At 72.8% G+C, this 18,904-nt stretch carries 17 protein-coding genes; 12 read left to right on the top strand and 5 right to left on the bottom strand.

The annotated features are described in order from the left end of the window. From mltG to metH, 7 genes are all read left to right on the top strand, one after another. Positions 1-1,487 (top strand): endolytic transglycosylase MltG (mltG, locus tag GB864_RS07580; RefSeq protein ID WP_336603914.1); only part of this gene is annotated, 1,487 nt, incomplete at its 5' end. Beyond that, positions 1,484-2,326: a shikimate dehydrogenase gene (locus GB864_RS07575; RefSeq protein ID WP_202107061.1), complete on the top strand. Its 843-nt coding sequence runs from the start codon at positions 1,484-1,486 to the stop codon at positions 2,324-2,326. The genes mltG and GB864_RS07575, both read left to right, overlap by 4 nt. Before the next feature lie 47 nt (positions 2,327-2,373). Further along, entirely contained in the window at positions 2,374-3,579 is a 1,206-nt protein-coding gene (gene aroC / locus GB864_RS07570; RefSeq protein WP_160423735.1) for a chorismate synthase, read from the top strand. Continuing rightward, positions 3,576-4,118: a shikimate kinase gene (locus tag GB864_RS07565; RefSeq protein WP_160423734.1), complete on the top strand. Its 543-nt coding sequence runs from the start codon at positions 3,576-3,578 to the stop codon at positions 4,116-4,118. The genes aroC and GB864_RS07565 overlap by 4 nt, the downstream gene beginning before the upstream one ends. A 2-nt stretch (positions 4,119-4,120) precedes the next feature. Then, positions 4,121-5,209: a 3-dehydroquinate synthase gene (gene aroB, locus GB864_RS07560; protein ID WP_160423733.1), complete on the top strand. Its 1,089-nt coding sequence runs from the start codon at positions 4,121-4,123 to the stop codon at positions 5,207-5,209. Between the two features lie 43 nt (positions 5,210-5,252). Then, positions 5,253-5,690: a type II 3-dehydroquinate dehydratase gene (locus tag GB864_RS07555; protein WP_160423732.1), complete on the top strand. Its 438-nt coding sequence runs from the start codon at positions 5,253-5,255 to the stop codon at positions 5,688-5,690. Positions 5,691-5,878: 188 nt separating this feature from the next. Then, the gene (metH, locus tag GB864_RS07550; protein WP_160423745.1) at positions 5,879-9,415 is read left to right on the top strand and encodes a methionine synthase; all 3,537 of its coding nucleotides are present in this window, start codon (positions 5,879-5,881) and stop codon (positions 9,413-9,415) included. A gap of 10 nt (positions 9,416-9,425) precedes the next feature. Here the strand turns inward: metH and GB864_RS07545 are convergent, their stop codons facing one another. Genes GB864_RS07545 through GB864_RS07535 form a run of 3 tightly spaced genes read right to left on the bottom strand, consistent with a single transcriptional unit; the run spans position 9,426 to position 12,933 of the window. Next, the gene (locus tag GB864_RS07545; protein WP_160423731.1) at positions 9,426-10,265 is read right to left on the bottom strand and encodes an ECF transporter S component; all 840 of its coding nucleotides are present in this window, start codon (positions 10,263-10,265) and stop codon (positions 9,426-9,428) included. Beyond that, positions 10,262-12,379, bottom strand: coding sequence for an ATP-binding cassette domain-containing protein (locus tag GB864_RS07540; RefSeq protein WP_160423730.1), 2,118 nt, complete (start codon positions 12,377-12,379; stop codon positions 10,262-10,264). Before GB864_RS07540 ends, GB864_RS07545 begins: the two co-directional genes overlap by 4 nt. Positions 12,380-12,393: 14 nt before the next feature. Continuing rightward, positions 12,394-12,933, bottom strand: a complete 540-nt coding sequence (locus tag GB864_RS07535; RefSeq protein WP_160423729.1) for a hypothetical protein — start codon at positions 12,931-12,933, stop codon at positions 12,394-12,396. A gap of 613 nt (positions 12,934-13,546) precedes the next feature. Here GB864_RS07535 and GB864_RS07530 point away from each other — a divergent pair. After that, positions 13,547-14,392 carry an aggregation-promoting factor C-terminal-like domain-containing protein gene (locus tag GB864_RS07530; RefSeq protein WP_202107051.1) on the top strand — a complete coding sequence of 282 codons (846 nt, stop codon included), beginning with the start codon at positions 13,547-13,549 and terminating at the stop codon, positions 14,390-14,392. Positions 14,393-14,539: 147 nt separating this feature from the next. On the opposite strand, the gene GB864_RS07525 is transcribed toward GB864_RS07530, so the two are convergent. Beyond that, positions 14,540-14,743, bottom strand: coding sequence for a cold-shock protein (locus GB864_RS07525; protein WP_160423728.1), 204 nt, complete (start codon positions 14,741-14,743; stop codon positions 14,540-14,542). A 427-nt stretch (positions 14,744-15,170) separates the two neighbouring features. On the opposite strand from GB864_RS07525, the gene GB864_RS07520 reads away from it, so the two are divergent. From GB864_RS07520 to ligD, 3 genes are read left to right on the top strand one after another with little or no spacing between them, the layout of a single operon-like run. Beyond that, the gene (locus tag GB864_RS07520) at positions 15,171-15,440 is read left to right on the top strand and encodes a hypothetical protein (RefSeq protein WP_160423727.1); all 270 of its coding nucleotides are present in this window, start codon (positions 15,171-15,173) and stop codon (positions 15,438-15,440) included. 18 nt (positions 15,441-15,458) lie between these two features. After that, positions 15,459-16,046, top strand: coding sequence for a nitroreductase family deazaflavin-dependent oxidoreductase (locus GB864_RS07515; RefSeq protein WP_336603913.1), 588 nt, complete (start codon positions 15,459-15,461; stop codon positions 16,044-16,046). 9 nt (positions 16,047-16,055) lie between these two features. Next, positions 16,056-17,072: a non-homologous end-joining DNA ligase gene (gene ligD / locus GB864_RS07510; RefSeq protein ID WP_160423726.1), complete on the top strand. Its 1,017-nt coding sequence runs from the start codon at positions 16,056-16,058 to the stop codon at positions 17,070-17,072. A 12-nt stretch (positions 17,073-17,084) separates the two neighbouring features. On the opposite strand, the gene GB864_RS07505 is transcribed toward ligD, so the two are convergent. Beyond that, a complete protein-coding gene (locus GB864_RS07505) occupies positions 17,085-17,777 on the bottom strand; it encodes a GTP pyrophosphokinase (RefSeq protein WP_160423743.1) in 693 nt (230 codons plus the stop codon). 230 nt (positions 17,778-18,007) lie between these two features. On the opposite strand from GB864_RS07505, the gene GB864_RS07500 reads away from it, so the two are divergent. Next, on the top strand, positions 18,008-18,904 hold the full coding sequence (locus tag GB864_RS07500; protein WP_336603912.1) for a DNA-methyltransferase: 897 nt from the start codon (positions 18,008-18,010) through the stop codon (positions 18,902-18,904).

The raw sequence follows: 18,904 nt of genomic DNA, 5'->3' as shown, positions 1-18,904 counted from the left end.
CGGCCGGCGCCGAGGCCATGAGCGCCGCCGAGGCGCAGATCGCCGAAGTCTGGCGGCAGCGCTCGCAGGCCACCGCCGCCGCCCGCGGCGACGCGCCTCGCGCGAGCGCGACCGGCCCGTCTGCGCTGCCGACGCGGCCCGTCGTCGCTCGGACCGCCCTGGACGACGACGTCGATGCCGGCGTCGACGAGTGGGCGCTCGCCCGCAGCGGGGCCCCCCGGCGCGACGAGCGCGACGAGCGGGACGAACCCCTCGCACGCGAGACCGACGACGCGGTGACCGGGTTCGAGGCGCTGCTCTCGGCCGGCGACGCACCGCCGCGCGGCGGCCGGAGCGCCGAGGCTCGCCCGGCGCGCGATCGCGACCGCGAGCGCGAGGCCTACGACGCGGTGTACGGCGACGGCTACGGCGCACCGCCGAAGAAGTCGCGACGCGGCCCCGTCGGCTGCCTCGTTGCGCTGCTCGTCATTCTCGCCCTCGGCGTCGTCGGGTATTTCATGCTCAAGGGCCCGGTCGAGGACTTCATGGCCCAGTTCGAACCGGCGGCCGACTACACGGGCGCCGGCACGGGCGAGGTGGACTTCACCATCGAGTCGGGCGACGACGGCGGCACCATCGCCACGAACCTCTACGAGCAGGGCGTCACGGCCTCCTACGACGCGTTCTACGACCTCGTCGCCCAGGAGAATCCGACGTTCTACCCGGGCGTGTTCCGTCTCGCGAACGAGATGAGCGCGCGATCCGCGCTGGATGCCCTGCTCGACGACGCGAACCGCATGGAGAACACGTTCGTCGTCACCGAGGGGATGTGGGCCCGCGACGCGCTCGCGCTCGCGGCCGAGGGCACGGGCATCCCGATCGAGGAACTGCAGGCCGCCGCGGCCGACCCCGCCGCACTCGGGCTGCCGGCAGAGGCGACGAACGTCGAGGGCTTCCTGTTCCCGGCGACGTACTCGTTCGGACCGGACGCGACGGCCGCCGAGGTCGTCGGCGCGATGGTGGATCGCAGCATGCAGGCGTACGACGCCGCGGGCGTCGCACCCGCCGACCGTTGGCGGACGGCGATCATCGCGTCCATGCTCGAGCGCGAGGCCGGACTGCGCGACGACTACTACAAGGTGTCGCGCGTCATCCAGAACCGCCTCGACCCGGCGCAGTTCCCGAGCGGGCTCCTGCAGTTCGACTCCACCGTGCACTACGGCCTCGGCGACGACACCGTCATCACGACGACCGACGCCCAGCGCAACGACCCGGCGAACGTCTACAACACCTACGTGCACCCCGGGCTCCCGCCCGGTCCGATCGGCAACCCCGGCGATCTCGCGATCGACGCGGCGCTGCATCCGGCGGACGGCACCTGGATCTACTTCGTCACGGTGAACCTCGACACCGGCGAGACCGTCTTCTCGACGACGCTCGCCGAGCACGAGGCGGCGGTGGAGCAGTATCAGGCGTGGCTGCGCGCCAATCCCGGGTACGGAGAGTGAGCGCGGCCCGTCTCGCGGTGCTCGGTTCGCCCATCCGGCACTCGAAGTCGCCCGTGCTGCACGCCGCCGCGTACGGCGTGCTCGGCCTCGACTGGGAGTACGGGCGCGCCGAGGTCGGTTCCGGCGAGCTGGCGGCCTTCCTCGACGGCCTGGATGCCTCGTGGCGCGGTCTCTCGCTCACGATGCCGCTGAAGGCCGAGGTCATCCCGCTGCTCGACGAGGTCGGCCCGGTGGCGCGCGCGACGGGCGCCGTGAACACGCTGCGCTTCAGCGATGAGGGGCGACGGATCGGCTTCAACACCGACGTCGGCGGCATCGTCGCAGCGCTGCGCGAGTCCGGGCTCGAGCGCGTCCGCGAGGGCGTGCTCATCGGCGGTGGCTCGACGGCGGGTTCGGCAGTGGCCGCCCTCGCGGAACTCGGCGCGGAGGCCGTGCGCGTGCACGTCCGCTCGCCCGAGCGCGCCGCCGAGGTGCTGCGCATCGGCCGCGAGTTGGGCCTGCGCATGTCCGCGCATCCGATCGACGGGATCGAGGACGCCCCGGCCGCCGACGTCGTCGTGGGCGCGCTCCCGGGCGGCACGGATCTCGGGCTCCGGCCCTCCGAGGCACTGCTCGCCTCGACGTTGTTCGACGTCGCCTACGACCCGTGGCCGACGACGCTCGCCGCCCAGTGGTCCGATGCCGGCTCGCCCGTCGTCGACGGCATCCTGATGCTGTTGCACCAGGCGGTGCTGCAGGTGCGCATCTTCGTCGGGGGCGAGCCGAACACGCCGCTGCCCGACGAGGGGCGGGTGCTCGAGGCGATGCGCATCGCGCTCCGCGAGGTCGCCGGGCGCTAGTCGTCACACGGCGGAGCGGCCGCCGGCCGTATGGGAGGATTGAGCCCATGCTCCGTTGGCTCACCGCCGGCGAATCGCACGGGCCGGAGCTCGTCGCGATCCTCGAGGGTCTTCCCGCCGGTATCCCCATTTCGCTCGACACGGTCCGCGAGGACCTCGCCCGCCGCAAGCTCGGCTACGGTCGCGGCGCGCGCATGAAGTTCGAGCAGGACGAGCTGACGTTCTCCGGCGGCGTGCGCCACGGCCTCACCCTCGGCAGCCCCGTCGCGATCCGCGTCGGCAACACCGAGTGGCCGAAGTGGCAGGAGGTCATGAGTCCGGAACCCATCGACCCCGCCAAGCTCGGCCGCGGTCGCGGCGCGCTGCTCACCCGTCCGCGCCCGGGGCACGCCGACCTCGTCGGCATGCAGAAGTACGGCTTCGACGAGGCCCGCCCGGTGCTGGAGCGCGCGAGCGCCCGCGAGACCGCGGCCCGCGTCGCCCTCGGCGCCGTCGCCAAAGCGTTCCTCGCCGAGCTCGGCATCACGACCGTCGCGCACACGCTTTCGATCGGGCCCGTCCGGGTGCCCGAGGATGCGGCGCTGCCGACGCCCGCCGACCTCGCCGTGATCGACGCCGACCCGCTGCGCTGCTTCGACCCGGAGACGTCCGCCGCGATGGTCGCCGAGGTCGACGACGCGCACAAGACGGGCGACACCCTCGGCGGCGTCGTCGAAGTCCTCGCCTACGGCGTACCGCCGGGGCTCGGTTCGCACGTCCACTGGGACCGCCGGCTCGACGCGCAGCTCGCGGCCGCGCTCATGGGCATCCAGGCGATCAAGGGCGTCGAAGTCGGCGACGGTTTCGAGACGACCCGCCGCCGCGGGTCTGCCGCGCACGACGAACTCGTGCCCGGCGCCGACGGCATCGAGCGCACGTCCGACCGCGCCGGCGGCACCGAGGGCGGCATGTCCACGGGCACGATCCTCCGGGTGCGTGCCGGAATGAAGCCCATCGCGACGGTGCCACACGCACTCGCGAGCATCGACGTCGCCACGGGCGAGGTCGCTGCGGCGCACCACCAGCGCTCCGACGTCTCCGCGGTGCCCGCGGCCGGCGTCGTGGCCGAGGCCATGGTCGCGCTCGTGCTCGCGAACGCCGTGCTCGAGAAGTTCGGCGGCGACTCGGTGACCGAGACCAAGCGCAACCTCGAGGGCTACCTCGCCGCGATCCCCGACGCCCTCCGCACCGCGGGGGCGAGCGGGGTCGAATGAGCGCCGAACGACCGGTCGTGCTGATCGGTCCGATGGGGGCCGGCAAGACTGCCGTCGGCAAGCGGCTCGCGACGAAGCTCGGGCTGCCGTTCCGCGACACCGACGAAGCGATCGTCGCCGCGCACGGACCGATCGAGGCCATCTTCGCCGAGCACGGCGAACCCTGGTTCCGCGAGCGCGAGGCCGAGGCGGTCGCCGAGGCGCTCGCCGCGGGCGGGGTCATCGCCCCGGGCGGCGGCGCCGTGCTGCACGACGGCACCGCGGCCGGGCTCCGCGAGCACGACGCCGTGGTCGTCCTCCTCGAGGTCGACCGCGAGACGGTCGCCGCACGCCTCGTCGGCGGCCGACGACCGCTCCTCGCGGGCGGCGGCATCGCCGAGTGGGAGCGCATCATGGAAGCACGGCGTCCGCGCTACGCGGAGGTCGCGACCCTCCGCATCGACACGAGCGGCCGCAGCGTCGAGGCGATCGTCGCAGAACTCGTCGGGCGGCTGCGCCCGGCGCAGCCGGGGTCATCCACCGGCTCGGAAGGGAACTGAACATGGCGGACGCAACCGCATCCACGGTCATCCACGTCGCCGGCGACCCGGGCTACGACGTCGTCGTCGGCCGCGGCGTCCTCGCCGAACTGCCCGAGCGCCTCGGCCCGAAGGTGCGCAAGGTGCTGCTCGTGCACCCGCCGACCCTGACCGCGCCCGCCGACGCGCTCCGGGCGACGCTCGTCGAGGCCGGCTACGAGGCGATCCTCGCCGAGATCCCGGATGCCGAATCGGGCAAGCGGGTCGAGGTCGCCGCGTTCTGCTGGCAGATCCTCGGCCAGGCCGACTTCACCCGCACCGATGCGATCGTCGGCTTCGGCGGCGGCGCCGTCACCGACCTCGCGGGCTTCGTCGCGGCGACGTGGCTGCGCGGGGTTCGGGTCGTCCAGATCCCGACCACCGTGCTCGGCATGGTCGACGCGGCCGTCGGCGGCAAGACCGGCATCAACACGAACGAGGGCAAGAACCTCGTCGGCGCGTTCTGGGCGCCGGCCGCGGTGCTCTGCGACCTCGACACGCTCGACACCCTCGACGAGAACGAGATCCTCGCGGGCTTCGCCGAGATCGTGAAGGCCGGGTTCATCCGCTACCCCGAGATCCTCGACACGATCGAGGCCGACCCCGCGCGCGCGACCGACCCGACGACGCCCGAGTTCCGTCGCGTCGTCGAGCTCGCGATCACGATGAAGGCCGACGTCGTCGGCGAGGACTTCACCGAGCAGGGGCTGCGCGAGATCCTCAACTACGGCCACACGCTCGGCCACGCGATCGAGCACGCGGAGCGCTACCAGTGGCGCCACGGCGCGGCGATCTCGATCGGCATGGTCTTCGTCGCCGAGCTCGCGCGCCTCAGCGGCCGTCTCTCCGACGACGTCGCCGACCGGCACCGGCGCGTGCTCGAACTGCTCCACCTGCCGACCTCCTACCCGGTCGGCCGCTGGAACACCCTCTACGCGACGATGCAGCGCGACAAGAAGGCGCGCGGCGGACAGCTCCGCTTCATCGTGCTCGACGACCTCGCCAAGCCGACGGTCATGCAGGCGCCCGAGGCGGCCATGCTCTTCGCCGCCTACCAGGAGATCGGCTCGTGACCGGCGGAATCGGCCCCGCAGAGCGGATCGCTAGGCTCGCGGCATGACGGACATCCTGGTGCTCAACGGCCCGAACCTCGGCCGGCTCGGCACGCGCGAGCCCGAGGTGTACGGCTCGGAGTCGCTGGCCGACATCGGCGCCTACCTGGCCGAGACGGTGCCGGGCGCCGACGTGCAGCTGCGCCAGACCGACGACGAGGCCGAGCTCGTCCGCTGGATCCACGAGGCCGTCGACCGGCGCATCCCGGTGGTGCTCAACCCGGCGGCGTTCACGCACTACAGCTACGCGCTGCGGGATGCCGCGGCCCAGCTGAAGACGGCGGGCGTGCCGCTCGTCGAGGTGCACCTCTCGAACCCGCACTCCCGCGAGACGTTCCGGCACACGAGCGTGATCTCGGGCGTCGCCTCGGGCGTCATCGCCGGGTTCGGGCGCGACTCGTACCGATTGGCCGTCGAACAAGTGCTGCGCCTGGTCGCCTGAGCGTCCGCGGCGGGCCGTTCGGGCCGACCGGCGGGGCCCGGAGCGGGGGACGACCAATGGCGACGTCGGCCGGGTGCGACGGCCCCGCGCGGCACTAGCATCGGACCGTGCCGCACGAAGCCATCCGCTCGCCCTTCGCACCCGACCAGCGCCCGTTCCCGGACCGATCGCAGGCGCTCGTCGACGCCATGCGCTCGCGCGTCGTCATCGCCGACGGTGCGATGGGCACGATGATCCAGGATGCCGAGCCCTCGCTCGACGACTTCGTCGGGCTCGAAGGCTGCAACGAAATCCTGAACGTCACCCGCCCCGACCTCATCGGGGGCGTGCACGACGCCTACCTGGCGGTCGGCATCGATGCGGTCGAGACCAACACGTTCGGCGCGAACTGGTCGAACCTCTCCGACTACGGCATCGACGACCGCATCTTCGAGCTCGCCGAGGCCGGCGCCCGCATCGCGCGCGAGCGCGCCGACGCGTTCGAGGCCGCCGACGGCCGCGTGCGCTGGGTGCTCGGCTCGATGGGCCCGGGCACGAAGCTGCCGAGCCTCGGCCACACCACGTACGCGCACTTGAAGTCGACGTTCGCGCAGCAGGCGGCGGGTCTCGTCTCGGGCGGCGCCGACGCGTTCCTCATCGAGACGTCGCAGGACCTGCTGCAGACCAAGGCCGCCGTCAACGCGTGCAAGGTCGCCGCGGCCGAGACGGGGGTGCGCCTCCCGATCTTCGTCGAGGTCACCGTCGAGACGACGGGCACCATGCTCATGGGCTCGGAGATCGGCGCCGCGCTCACCGCGCTCGAGCCGCTCGGCGTCGATGCGATCGGCCTGAACTGCGCGACCGGCCCCGCCGAGATGAGCGAGCACCTCCGCCACCTCGCCAAGCACTCCTCGGTACCCGTCGTGTGCATGCCGAACGCCGGCCTCCCGGTGCTCACCGCCGACGGCGCGCACTACCCGCTCGCCCCCGACGAGCTCGGCCGGGCGCACGAGCAGTTCGTGCGCGAGTTCGGGCTCGGCCTCGTCGGCGGCTGCTGCGGCACGACGCCCGAGCACCTGCGCGCCGTCGTCGAGCGGCTCCGGGGCGGCGTGCCGACGGAGCGTCGCATCGAGCGCGAGGCCGGCGTCGCGAGCCTCTACCAGCACGTGGCCTTCGACCAGGATGCCTCGTACCTCGCGATCGGCGAGCGCACCAACGCCAACGGATCGAAGCGCTTCCGGGAGGCGATGCTCGCCGGCGCCTGGGACGAGTGCGTCGAGATCGCACGCGAGCAGGTCCGCGACGGCGCCCATCTGCTCGACGTGTGCGTCGACTACGTCGGCCGCGACGGCGTCGCCGACGTGCGCGAGGTCGTGTCGCGATTCGCTTCGCAGTCGACGCTCCCGCTCGTCGTCGACTCGACCGAGCCCGCCGTGCTGCGGGCGGGCCTCGAGCTCATCGGCGGCCGCCCCGTCGTCAACTCGGTCAACTTCGAGGACGGTGACGGCCCGGGCTCGCGCTACGACCGCATCATGCCGCTCGTGAAGGAGCACGGCACGGCCGTCATCGCGCTGACGATCGACGAGCAGGGCCAGGCCCGCACCGCCGACGACAAGGTGCGCATCGCCTCGCGCCTCGTCGACGCCCTCGTCGGCGACTGGGGCATGCGCGTGGAGGACCTCGTCGTCGACGCCCTCACCTTCCCCATCGCCACCGGCCAGGAGGAGACCCGCCGCGACGCCGTCGAGACGATCGAGGCGATCCGGCGCATCACGGCGAAGTACCCGGGTATCCACACGACGCTCGGCGTCTCGAACGTCTCGTTCGGCCTCAACCCGGCGGCGCGCTCCGTGCTCAACTCGGTGTTCCTGCACGAGGCGGTCGCCGCCGGCCTCGACTCCGCGATCGTCGACGCCGCGAAGATCGTGCCGCTCGCCTCGCTCACCGAGGAGCAGCGCGAGACCGCGCTCGACCTCGTCTGGGATCGCCGCCGCTACGACGACGACGGCACCGTCTCCTACGACCCGCTGGCGAGGATGCTCGACCTCTTCGCCGGGGTCGACACCGCCGCGCTCCGCGAGCGCCGCGCCGCCGAGCTCGAGGCGCTGCCGACCGGCGAGCGTCTGGAGCGCCGCATCATCGACGGCGCCGGCAAGGGACTGGAAGCCGACCTCGAACTCGCGCGCGCGGAGGGCATGGCGCCGCTCGACATCATCAACGTGCACCTGCTCGAGGGCATGCGCATCGTCGGCGAGCGCTTCGGCTCCGGCGAGATGCAGCTGCCGTTCGTGCTGCAGTCCGCCGAGGTCATGAAGCAGGCCGTGGCCCTCCTCGAGCCCTACATGGAGCGGTCGTCCGCTGGCGGCAAGGGGAAGATGGTCATCGCGACCGTGCGCGGCGACGTGCACGACATCGGCAAGAACCTCGTCGACATCATCCTCTCCAACAACGGCTACGAGGTCGTGAACCTCGGCATCAAGCAGCCGATCGCCGACATCATCGCCGCCGCGGAGGAGCACGGAGCCGACGTCATCGGCATGAGCGGTCTGCTCGTGAAGTCGACCGTCGTCATGAAGGAGAACCTGCAGGAACTCCAGTCGCGCGGGCTCGCGAAGCGCTGGCCGATCATCCTCGGCGGCGCGGCACTCACGCGCGCATTCGTCGAGGACGACCTCGCGGGCCAGTTCGACGGCGAGGTCCGCTACGCGAAAGACGCCTTCGAAGGACTCTCGCTCATGGAGCCGCTCGTCGCGATCTCCCGCGGAGCCGAGCCCGACGCGGTCGGCCTGCCGCCGTTGAAGAAGCGCATCCACCGAGAGGGACTGCTCACCCTCACCGAGCCCGAGGACCTGCCGGCCCGTTCCGACGTGGCCGCCGACAATCCGATCCCGGCGCCGCCGTTCTGGGGCACCCGCATCGTGCGCGGCATCGCGCTCGCCGAGTACTCCGCCTACCTCGACGAGCGGGCGACGTTCATGGGCCAGTGGGGGCTGAAGCCCGGTCGCGGCGACGACGGCGCCTCCTATGAGCAGCTCGTCGAGACCGAGGGCCGCCCGCGACTGCGCTACTGGCTCGACCGCATCCTCGGCGAGGGCCTGCTCGACGCCTCCGTCGCCTATGGCTACTTCCCGGTGGCCTCCGAGGGCGACGACCTCATCGTGCTCCACCACGGCGACGACCCCGAGGGCGTCCTCGGCGTGCCCGGTCTGCTGGCGCCCGACGGCGGCTCCGGGGGGCCGATCGGCACCGAGCGGCTGCGCTTCACGTTCCCGCGTCAGCGGCGCGACCGCCACCTCGACCTCGCGGACTTCGTGCGCTCGCGCGGCAGCGGCGAGGTCGACGTGCTGCCCGTGCAGCTCGTCACCGCGGGCGCCCGGGTCTCCGAGGCGACCGCCGAGCTCTTCGCGGCGAACCGGTACCGCGACTACCTCGAGCTCAACGGGCTCGCCATGCAGTTGACCGAGGCGCTCGCCGAGTACTGGCACTCGCGCATCCGCGAGGAGCTCGGACTGGGCGGCGAGGACCCGGACGACGTGCAGGGGCTGTTCAAACTCGAGTACCGCGGCGCCCGCTTCTCCCTCGGGTACCCGGCGTGCCCCGACATGGAGGACCGCACGAAGGTCATCGAGCTGCTGCGCCCAGAGCGCATGGGCGTCGAGTTGAGCGAGGAACTGCAGCTCCATCCCGAGCAGTCGACCGACGCCTTCGTCTTCCACCACCCGGAGGCGAAGTACTTCTCGGTGTGAGGATGCCCGCTCAGCGCAGTTTCGCTCGGCGGAGCGCGGCGAGCACGGGCCGGCCGACGACGAGCACGCCGACGACGGTCGTCACAGCGCGCACGGTGTCCCACGTCGCCGTCGAGGTGACGAGGGAGTAGAGGCCGAACGCGGCGAGGTTGTCGCCGAGGGGCGCGGCACCGTCGTAGGAGATTCCCGTGCCCGTCCCCACGGCGAACGGCCAGAACCAGAGGTTCATGACGAGCCCGAAGCCGTAGGCGGCGATCGCGCCGTAGGCGGCGAGCATCCCGAGCTCGAGGAGGCGCCCGGATCGGCCGGGCGGCGCACCGCCGGCGCGAGCGGCGCCGAGACGGGGGAGCAGGCCCGCGCCCGCGCCGATCCAGCCGGCGGCGAACGCCTGGAACGGCGTCCACGGGCCGATGCCGCCCCACACGAGCGACGAGGCGGCGATCGTGAGCACCCCGAGCAGGAACCCGAACCGCGCGCCGAACGCGCGTCCGGCGAGCACCAGCAGGATGAACACGGCCTCGACGCCGGCGACGCCCGCGCTCGCGACGCGGACGGCCGTGCCGATCGCGGCGAGCACGCCGAGGAGCGCGACGGACTTCGCGGACGCGACGGCGCCGTCGAGCGCGAGCGCGGTGAGGACGAGCAGGGCGGGTACGAGGGACAGGGCGAGGGCGGGCGCGGCGGCCTGGGCCTGGTCGGGAACGGCGGGGGCGAGGAGCGGCCAGCCGAATCCGGCGAGGGCGAGGATGCTGCCGAGGACGAGTGCGATCCGCCCGAGGAGCCGTCGCCGCCGCGTCGGCCGGTCGCGCTCGATCACGGTCCGCGTCAGGAGCTGGTCGCCGGCGCTCATCGGCTCGTCCCCATCGCGTCGACGACCGCGACGGCCGGGCCGAGGGCGCCCTGCTCGATCCGGCGCGCAGACGTGGCGACGGAGCGCGCGAAGCCCGTCTCGTGGGTGGCGAGGACCACGGCGGTGCCGTCCGCGGCGAGCCGGCCGAGCGCGCGGGCGACGAGCGACCGGGCGGCGGCGTCCAGCCCGCGCGCCGGCTCGTCGACCAGGAGCACGTGCGGGGCGCCCGCTGTCTGGATCGCGAGCGCCAGGCAGAGCCGTTCGCCGCCGGACAGGTCGCGCGGATGCGCGGCCGCGAGGCGGTCGAGCCGGTCGGCCGACCCCGGTCGGTCGGGCCGACCGGGGAGGCCGCCGACGAGCGACGTGGTCCCCGCCGCCTCGCCGAGGAGGCCGGCGAACCGGGCGAAGGTATCCGGACCGGTGCCGGACCCGCCCGGTCGGCGATGACGGCGGTCGGCGCGGTGGCACTCCGCGGCGACCGAATCGGTCGTGAACAAGGTGTCGAGGCGTTCGGGCACGAGCGCGACGCGCTCCCTGCGCTCCCGCACACGTCGGGGCAGGGGCTCGCCGTCGATGCGCACGCCGTCGACGCCGTCGGCGATCGCGTCGAGCAGGCTCGACTTGCCCGCGCCGTTCGGACCGGTGACGGCGAGCACCTCGCCGGCCGAGACCGCGAAGCGAGCCCCGGCCACGACGACCCGGTCGTCTCGGCGGAGGTCGACGCCGTCGACCTCGAGGCGGGCTGGGGCGGGCTCGGCGAGCCCCGGCACGGTGTCCGAGAGTGCGTCGGAGTCCGCCGCGCTCGTCGGCGCCGTCGCGTTCACGGGCCCCGACCCGCTCGCAATCGTCCCGCCCGTCGACGGAGCAGTCGCGGCCGGCGGAAGGGGGTCGCCGACCGCCCCCTGCGGCATCCGCTCGACGACATGACCGGCGTCGATCGCGAGTTCGAGGTCCGCGACCCGCGCGAGCGCCTCGACGCGGTGCTCCGCGACGAGCACGCAGACCCCGGCCTCGTGCGCGAGGCGGTCGAGCAGATCGACGACGAGCGCCCGGCCTACGGCGTCGAGTTCGGCGAGCGGCTCGTCGACGGTGAGCACGATCGGCCGTTCGAGGATCGCGGCGCCGATGCCGACGCGCACGGCCTCGCCGGCGGAGAGTTCGTCGACGAGGCGCTCGAGGAGCCCTGCGACGCCGACCGCCGCGGCGGCCTCGGCGGCGCGGGCCGCGACGATCACCGGATCGACGCCGCGGAGCGCGAGCGCGAGACCGAGTTCCCCCGCCACGGTGCGTCCGGCGAAACCGTCACGGGGGAACTGGCCGACGGCGCCGACGAAGCCCGCGCACTCACGTGGCGGCACACTCGCACGGTCGAGGCCGCCGACCTCGACGACCCCGGATTGGGCGCCGCCGTCGAAGTGCCCGAAGAGGCCGTTCACGGCGCGCAGCAGCGTCGACTTGCCCGACCCGGTCGGGCCGGTGACGAGGACGAGCCGGCCCGGCGGGAGGGCGAACGTCACGTCGTGCAGGACCGGTACGCCGCCCGGTTCATGGGCGAAAGCGGCACCCGCGAGCCGCACGGGCGCCTCGCACCGGCCGTCCAGCCGGCGCCGAGCGCCGAAGCCGCGCACCTCGAGGGACGCAGCCAGCGCGAGCGCCCGTTCGATCGTGCGCTCGAAGACGGGGACGAGGAGTGCGGGCCCGCCGCGCTCGCCGCGGAGGGCGGCGGCGCGGCGGGCGTCGTGGAACGACGCGGCGAGGGACGGCATCGTCGCGACGGCGATGCCGAGCGCGCGGGCGATCGAGCGGCCCGGACCGCGTCGGGCCCACGCGGCGAGCAGCCGGCGCAGGTCGACGACGGCGGCCAGCACGCCGAACGCGAGGATGAGCGCGGCGAACGGCAGTGCGCCGACGACGGCGCCGCCGATCCCGTCGAGCGAGACGGGACCGAACAGCCGGACCATCGCGAACGGCCCGCCGAGGCGCAGCGTCGGCAGGTCGACGAGCACGATGCGCCCGCCGAGCCCGCCGAAGACCAGTCGGTAGACGATCCGGAGCGCCAGGAACGCCGCAGCCGCGATGGCCGCGGTACGCAGTGGCGCCGGATCGAACCGCATGGGATCGCGGGGAGTCAGTCCTCGGGCGTCGGCGTCTCGGTGCCCGTCGTCCAGACGATGCCGAGGGACTGGCCGGGCTCGACCTGGAGGGTGCCGACGCCCTCCTGCGCGTAGCCCCACTCCGCGTCGGGCTCCGTGCGCTGCCACAGCGCCCAGTAGGCGTAGGCGGGCGGCATGCTCGCGCAGCTCTCGACGAACGGCTCCTCGCCGTCGACCTCGACGGTCTCGTCGGCGGCAGGACGTCCGTCGACGCGGCAGAGGATCTGGTCGCCGTACTCGGCCGACCCTTCGACCGTCACGCCGGCCTCGTCGAGCACGTCGGTCGCGGCGATCGTGCCGTCGGCGTCGACGCACTCGTCGATGGGGTCGGCGTCGAGCCCTCCGAAGTCGACGAGCACGCGAACGCCGGCGCACTCGGCGGACGCAGCGTCGGAGGCGGTCGCCTCGGCGGAAGCGGGAGCGGGGGAGTCGGCGGCTGTGCAGCCGGCGAGGAGGAGGCCGGCGACGAGGGCGAGACCGGCGGGCAGGAGTGCGGAGGCGGGTGAACGGCGCATCCGCTCAGCGTATCGACGGCGGTGTGCGCACGTCAGCGGATGACGCCGTCGACGCCGCTCAGCATCGGCACGGTCGTCGTGCTCGGTCGACGGCGTCCGAGCGGGTCCGACGTCGGACTTCGCATAGTGGTTCGCGTCACCTCGACACGCCGATCGTGATCGTTTCGATGCGCGACACGCCGTTACGTGACGATTCCGTTCAAATAATCGGATGAGAGATTTCGGGGTCGTTCCGGGGGCGTTCTGCGTACCCGCCGGTGTTCGACGTCCCCTCGGTCGCCCGGAATCATGCGGATCTTCGCGGATATCAGGCTGAGGATTCCTCCAATACACCGGATTCGCACGAGCGGCGGGAATTGCGGGGATCTCTCAGTATTCCGCCACGGGCCGCCCAGATGCCGATTGCAGACTCGGGGCTGCTCGCCCGCACGGCACTCCGCGCGTGGGCTACCTGACCGAAGGACAGCGCCCCTGGGGCGCCCCGCACCCGAATCCGGAAGCCATGCAGATCCCGACTCCTGAAACCCGACCGCAGACGCTCGACGTCCTCGAACCGACCGAAGCCGCGACCCGGAAGGCAAGGCGCCGGCCGCTCACGCGGCGGATGCTCGCGGTGGGCGCAGTCGTCGCCGCCGGCGCTCTCGCGGGTTCCGGCTTCGTCGTGCAATCGTCCTTCGCTGCGCAGCAGCAGGCCGATATCGCCCTCGTCGCCTCGATCAACCAGACGTCCGACGTCAAGCACGAACAGCTCGACGCCTACGCCACGATCTCGATGGCGCACGCGTCCCAGGCGGCCGACGCCGCCGTCGAGCGCGCGAACACCGCCATTGCGGCGGCGAAGGGCAAAGCCGACTCGACGAAGGTCGCCACCGCCGTCCAGCCGTTCTCCCAGCGCGCTCAGCTCGGGGTCGCCGCCATCTACGACACGATCGAGCGATCCGACGCCGCCGTGGGCGAGCTCAACGCCGCCGTCGCCGAGTTCGACCGCAAGGAAGCCGAGCGGGTCGCCGCCGAGCGGGCCGCCGCGGAGGCTGCCGCCAAGGCCGCCGCCGAACAGGCCGCCGCCGAGGCTGCGGCGAAGCAGGCTGCGAAGTCGACCGCGAACCAGTCGACCGCGAACCAGTCGACGGCCACGCGTCCGAACGCGCCGTCGAACCCGAGCGCGAACCAGCAGATCGCCCGCGACATGCTCGCCTCGTTCGGCTGGGGCGACGACCAGTTCGGCTGCATCGTCGAACTCTGGAACCACGAGTCCGGCTGGAACGCGAACGCGTACAACGCGTCGTCCGGTGCGGGCGGCATTCCGCAGGCGCTGCCGGCGTCGAAGATGGCGTCCGCGGGCGCCGACTGGGCGACGAACCCGGCCACCCAGATCCGCTGGGGCCTCGGGTACGTGCAGGGCCGCTACGGCTCGCCCTGCAACGCGTGGAACAGCTTCAGCGCCAACGGCTGGTACTGAGCACCGCACGAGGACGCGAAGGGCGCCGGGGGACCCGGCGCCCTTCGGCGTTCTCGGCCGATCTCGACCGGCGGGAAACGCGGACGCGCCGGGCGGTCGGTGCGGGGGACGCCGCACGGCCGCCCGGCGCGTGCCGGGATCAACTGCTCAGAGGGCGCGGATGTTCGCCGCCTGCAGGCCCTTGGGGCCCTGCTCGACGTCGTACTCGACCTTCTGGGCCTCGACGAGGTTGCGGTAGCCGTTGCCGGAGATCGCCGAGAAGTGGGCGAAGACGTCGTCGCTGCCGTCGTCGGGGGAGATGAAGCCGAAGCCCTTTTCGGCGTTGAACCATTTGACGGTGCCAGTGGCCATTGGGTGTGTCTTTCCTTCGTTGTTCCTCGGAACGCCGGTTGCGCTCCTGCGCCGCTGTCGGCGCTGCTCCGACCGCGAGGTCGGGGGTGCGGTCGCTCGTGCCGGTATCGACGAGCGCCGCGGTCGGTGGATCGGGGGTCGGGCGGCCGCGGGCGGCCTCCGGACGCGGGACGCCCGGACTCGGCGGATCGTTCTGCCCGGTTCGGGTGGTGCGGCTCGCCTGGTGCTGCGAAGACCCGGTGCTGCCGGGTCTCCAGCCTGAGAAAACCACACATCGGTCGCCCGGTGGCAGGCGGACGAGCGTTCGTCACCGAATCGTGACACGCCCGGAACGACGCCGACGTCCACGGCCGCTTGGCCGGCGGGGAGCCGTGACGTATCCTCGGAGCAGTCGAACGTATGTTCGAATGGATCGAAGGAGCGGCGGATGATCTCGACCGGCGAGGAAGTCGCACTCTGGCTCGTCGACGACCGTCCGGCGCGCCTCGTCTGGGGCGGCCGGCGGTGGCGGGTCAGCGATCAGCCGACGCCGTTGCACCAGCGGGCCGAGTGGTTGCCGCCCATGCTCACGCACGCGCCCGAGCCCCGCATCGGGTGGCGCTTCCAGGCGACGGCCGTCGACGACGGCGAGAGCGTCGTGGTCGACGTCGTGGCGACCGAGGGCGGCGAGTGGCGCATCGATCGGGTGTACCGGTGATCCGCTAGCCTCGCCCCCGTGAGCCACGACGACGCGCCCGAGCGCATCCTGCCACCGGATCCGACCGGCACTCCCGTCGTCGTCCGAGCAGTGCGCGCGGTCGTCGCGCCGCTCACCCGAACTCGCCTCTTCCGTGCCGGCGCCCCCCGGCTTCTCCCGGTGTTCGAGCGGCTGCTCGGCCGGCTCTCCGGCGGCCGGCTCCAGATCGCCGGGCTCCTCGTCCCGTCGCTCGTCCTGCACACGGTCGGTGCGCACAGCGGCGTCGTCCGCTCCGCCCACCTCATGTACACGCCCGACGGGCAGGGCCGCGCGATCGTCGCCGGCACGAGCTTCGCCCGCGAGCGCCATCCCGCGTGGACGGCCAATCTCGCCGCGCATCCCGTCGCGGTCATCGACGTCCGCGGGCGCCTGCTCACGGTCCGGGCGTCTCGCATCCCGGAGGCCGAGCGCGACGCCGCCTGGCGGCGCATCGAGGCGCAATGGCCCGGCTACCGCGGCTATGAGCGGGAGTCCGGCCGCGCCGTGCGGCTCTTCCTCCTCCGGCCCGTCGATGAACCGGCGCCCGCGTCGCTCGCCGCCGTCGCGGCGGGCGCCCACGTCGGGTAGCCTCCGGGCATGGACGGCGAGCTGCGGGAACTCGACGGCCCCGACGGGCCCCGACAGGTGCGGCTGACCCACCCCGAGCGGGTGATCTGGCCGGATGCCGGGGTCACGAAGGGCGAACTGGCCGACTACGTCGAGGCGGTCGCCGAACCCATGCTGCGGGCGATCGGCGACCGTCCCGTCTCGCTCGAACGCGTGCGAGGGAGCATCCAGGATGAGACCTTCTTCTCGAAGAACCCGCCCAAGGGCACGCCGGAGTGGGTCCGTGCGAGCGAGGTGACCTACCCGAGCGGCCGGTCGCATCCGCAGCTCGTGCTCGACGAGCCCGCCTCCCTCGTGTGGGCGGTGCAGATGAACACGGTGGTCTTCCATCCGTGGCCGTCGCGGGCCGCGGCGAGCGACCTCCCCGACCAATTGCGCATCGACCTCGATCCCCAGCCCGGCACCGACTTCGGCGACGCGGTCGACGTCGCCCGGGCGCTGCAGACGCTGCTCGTCGAGCTCGGGTTCGACCCGTTCGTGAAGACGAGCGGCGGCCGCGGCCTGCACGTCTTCGCTCCGCTCGCGCCCGAGCACGAGTTCCTCGACGTCCGGCACGGCGTCATCGCCCTCTGCCGACGGCTCGAAGCGCGGATGCCCGATCGGGTCACGACGGCGTGGTGGAAGGAGGAGCGCGGCGAGCGGATCTTCCTCGACTACAACCAGGCGAACCGCGACCGCACGATGGCGGGCGCGTACAGCCCACGGGCCCGGCCGGGAGCGCCGGTCTCCTGCCCGGTCGCCTGGGACGAGCTCGAGGGGCTCGACCCGTCGGCCTTCTCCGTGCGCACGGTGCCGGCGCGCCTGCGCGAGCGCGGCGACGCGTGGGAGGGATTCGCGGCGGCGCGCCCCGGCGTGCTTGCGCCACTGCTCGAGGCGTGGGAGGCGGATCTGTCCGCCGGTCTCGGCGAACTGCCGTTCCCGCCGGACTTCCCGAAGATGCCGGGCGAGCCGCCGCGGGTGCAGCCGAGCCGCCGCAAGGCCGAGTGAGACCCGACCGGCTCAGACCGCGATCGGACCGGTCCGCGGGTCGACGGCGCCGGGCCGCCGCGCGGCGCCGATCGGCGGCTCGAGCGCGAGCGGCGCGGGCATCCCGTGCACGGACCGGTGCAGCGACTCCATGCGTTCGTCGAGCTCGGACGCGGTGCGGGCTGCCTCGGTGAGCCCGTCGAGGAGCTCGGCCGGCACCTGGCGGTCGTACTTGTAGTAGATCTTGTGCTCGAGGCTCGCCCAGAAGTCCATGGCGCTCGTGCGGATCTGGACTTCGACGGGCACCTGGTGCGGCCCCGTCGAGAGGAATACCGGCACCTCGACGATGACGTGCAGGCTCTGGTAGCCGTTCGGCTTCGGGTCCGCGATGTAGTCCTTGACCTTGCGGACGGTGAGGTCGGGCTGGCTGACGAGCAGGTCGAACACCCGGTAGACGTCCGAGATGAAGCTGCAGGTGACGCGGACGCCCGCGATGTCGGTGATGGCCGTCGCGATCGATTCGAACGTCGCCTCGATGCCCTTGCGCTCGAGCTTGGTGACGACGGAGTCGACCGACTTGAGCCGGCTGCCGAGATGCTCGATGGGGTTGTAGTCGAAGGTGCGGCTGAACTCGTCGCGCAGGATCTCGAGCTTCGTCAGCACCTCTTCCATGCCGTAGCGATACCGCGCGAAGAATCGGTCGGTCTCGTCGCGGAGGCGGCGCATCTCGTCGAGGGTCGGCGCGTCGAGCGCGTCGAGCGACCGCTGGGCATGGGGGGTGAGCAGGGCGGGCGCGGTCGAGGTCTCGGGTTCGGATGCCTCGGGCGCGCGGCCCTCGGGATCCGGACCGGTCGAGGCGTCGACGGCGTGGGGGGTGTTCACGGCATCGACGCTATCCGGGCAGTCTGGTGATCCGCTCGGACCCTCCGATGCAACGACCGATAGGGTCGAGGACCGTGACCGTCCAGCCCGAACCGCGCACCCCCGGACCGATCGCGCTCGACGACGCATGGGATCTCGTCGTCGCGGGCGACAATCTGCCGGTCCTGCGCGATCTGCCGGACGAGGCCTTCCGGCTGGTCTACCTCGACCCGCCGTTCAACTCCGGGCGCGTGCAGACGCGGCAGTCGATCACGCACATCCGCTCGGACGCCGGCACGCGCATCGGCTTCCAGGGCCGCTCGTACGAGGTCGTGAAGGGCCGAGCGCTCAGCTACCGCGACCGCTTCGACGACTACTGGGGCTTCCTCGAGCCGCGCATCGCCGAGCTGCACCGGCTGCTCGCCGCCGACGGCGTCCTCGTGCTCCATCTCGACGCGGGGGAGGTGCACTACGCCCGGCTCGCACTCGACGCCCTCTTCGGTGCCGAGCAGTTCGTCGCCGAGATCGTCTGGGCCTACGACTACGGCGCCCGCTCGACCAAGCGCTGGCCCGCGAAGCACGACAACCTGCTCGTCTACGCGAAGGACGCCCGGCGCTTCCGCTTCGACGGCGCCGCCGCGGCCGCGGAGCGGTTCACGGCCCCCGGCCTGTCGACCGAGTCCGATCGCGATGCCGGCGCCCTGCCGAGCGACGTCTGGTGGCACACGATCGTGTCGACGACGGGCCGGGAGAAGACCGGGTACCCCACCCAGAAGCCCATCGGCGTGCTGCGCCGGCTCATCGGGGCGCTCACCGAGCCCGGCGACCTCGTGCTCGATCCGTTCGCCGGCAGCGGCACCGCGGGCGATGCCGCCCGCCGCCTCGAACGCCGGTTCGTGATGATCGACGAGCATCCCGATGCCGTCGAGGTCATGGCGAAGCGTTTCGGCGACGGGATGCTCGGGCGTCGTGTCCGATACCTCGCCGCCTGA

Source organism: Agromyces seonyuensis (assembly GCF_009789225.1).
GTDB classification, from domain to species: Bacteria; Actinomycetota; Actinomycetes; order Actinomycetales; family Microbacteriaceae; genus Agromyces; species Agromyces seonyuensis.
This window is presented reverse-complemented; position numbering and strand designations above follow the sequence as displayed.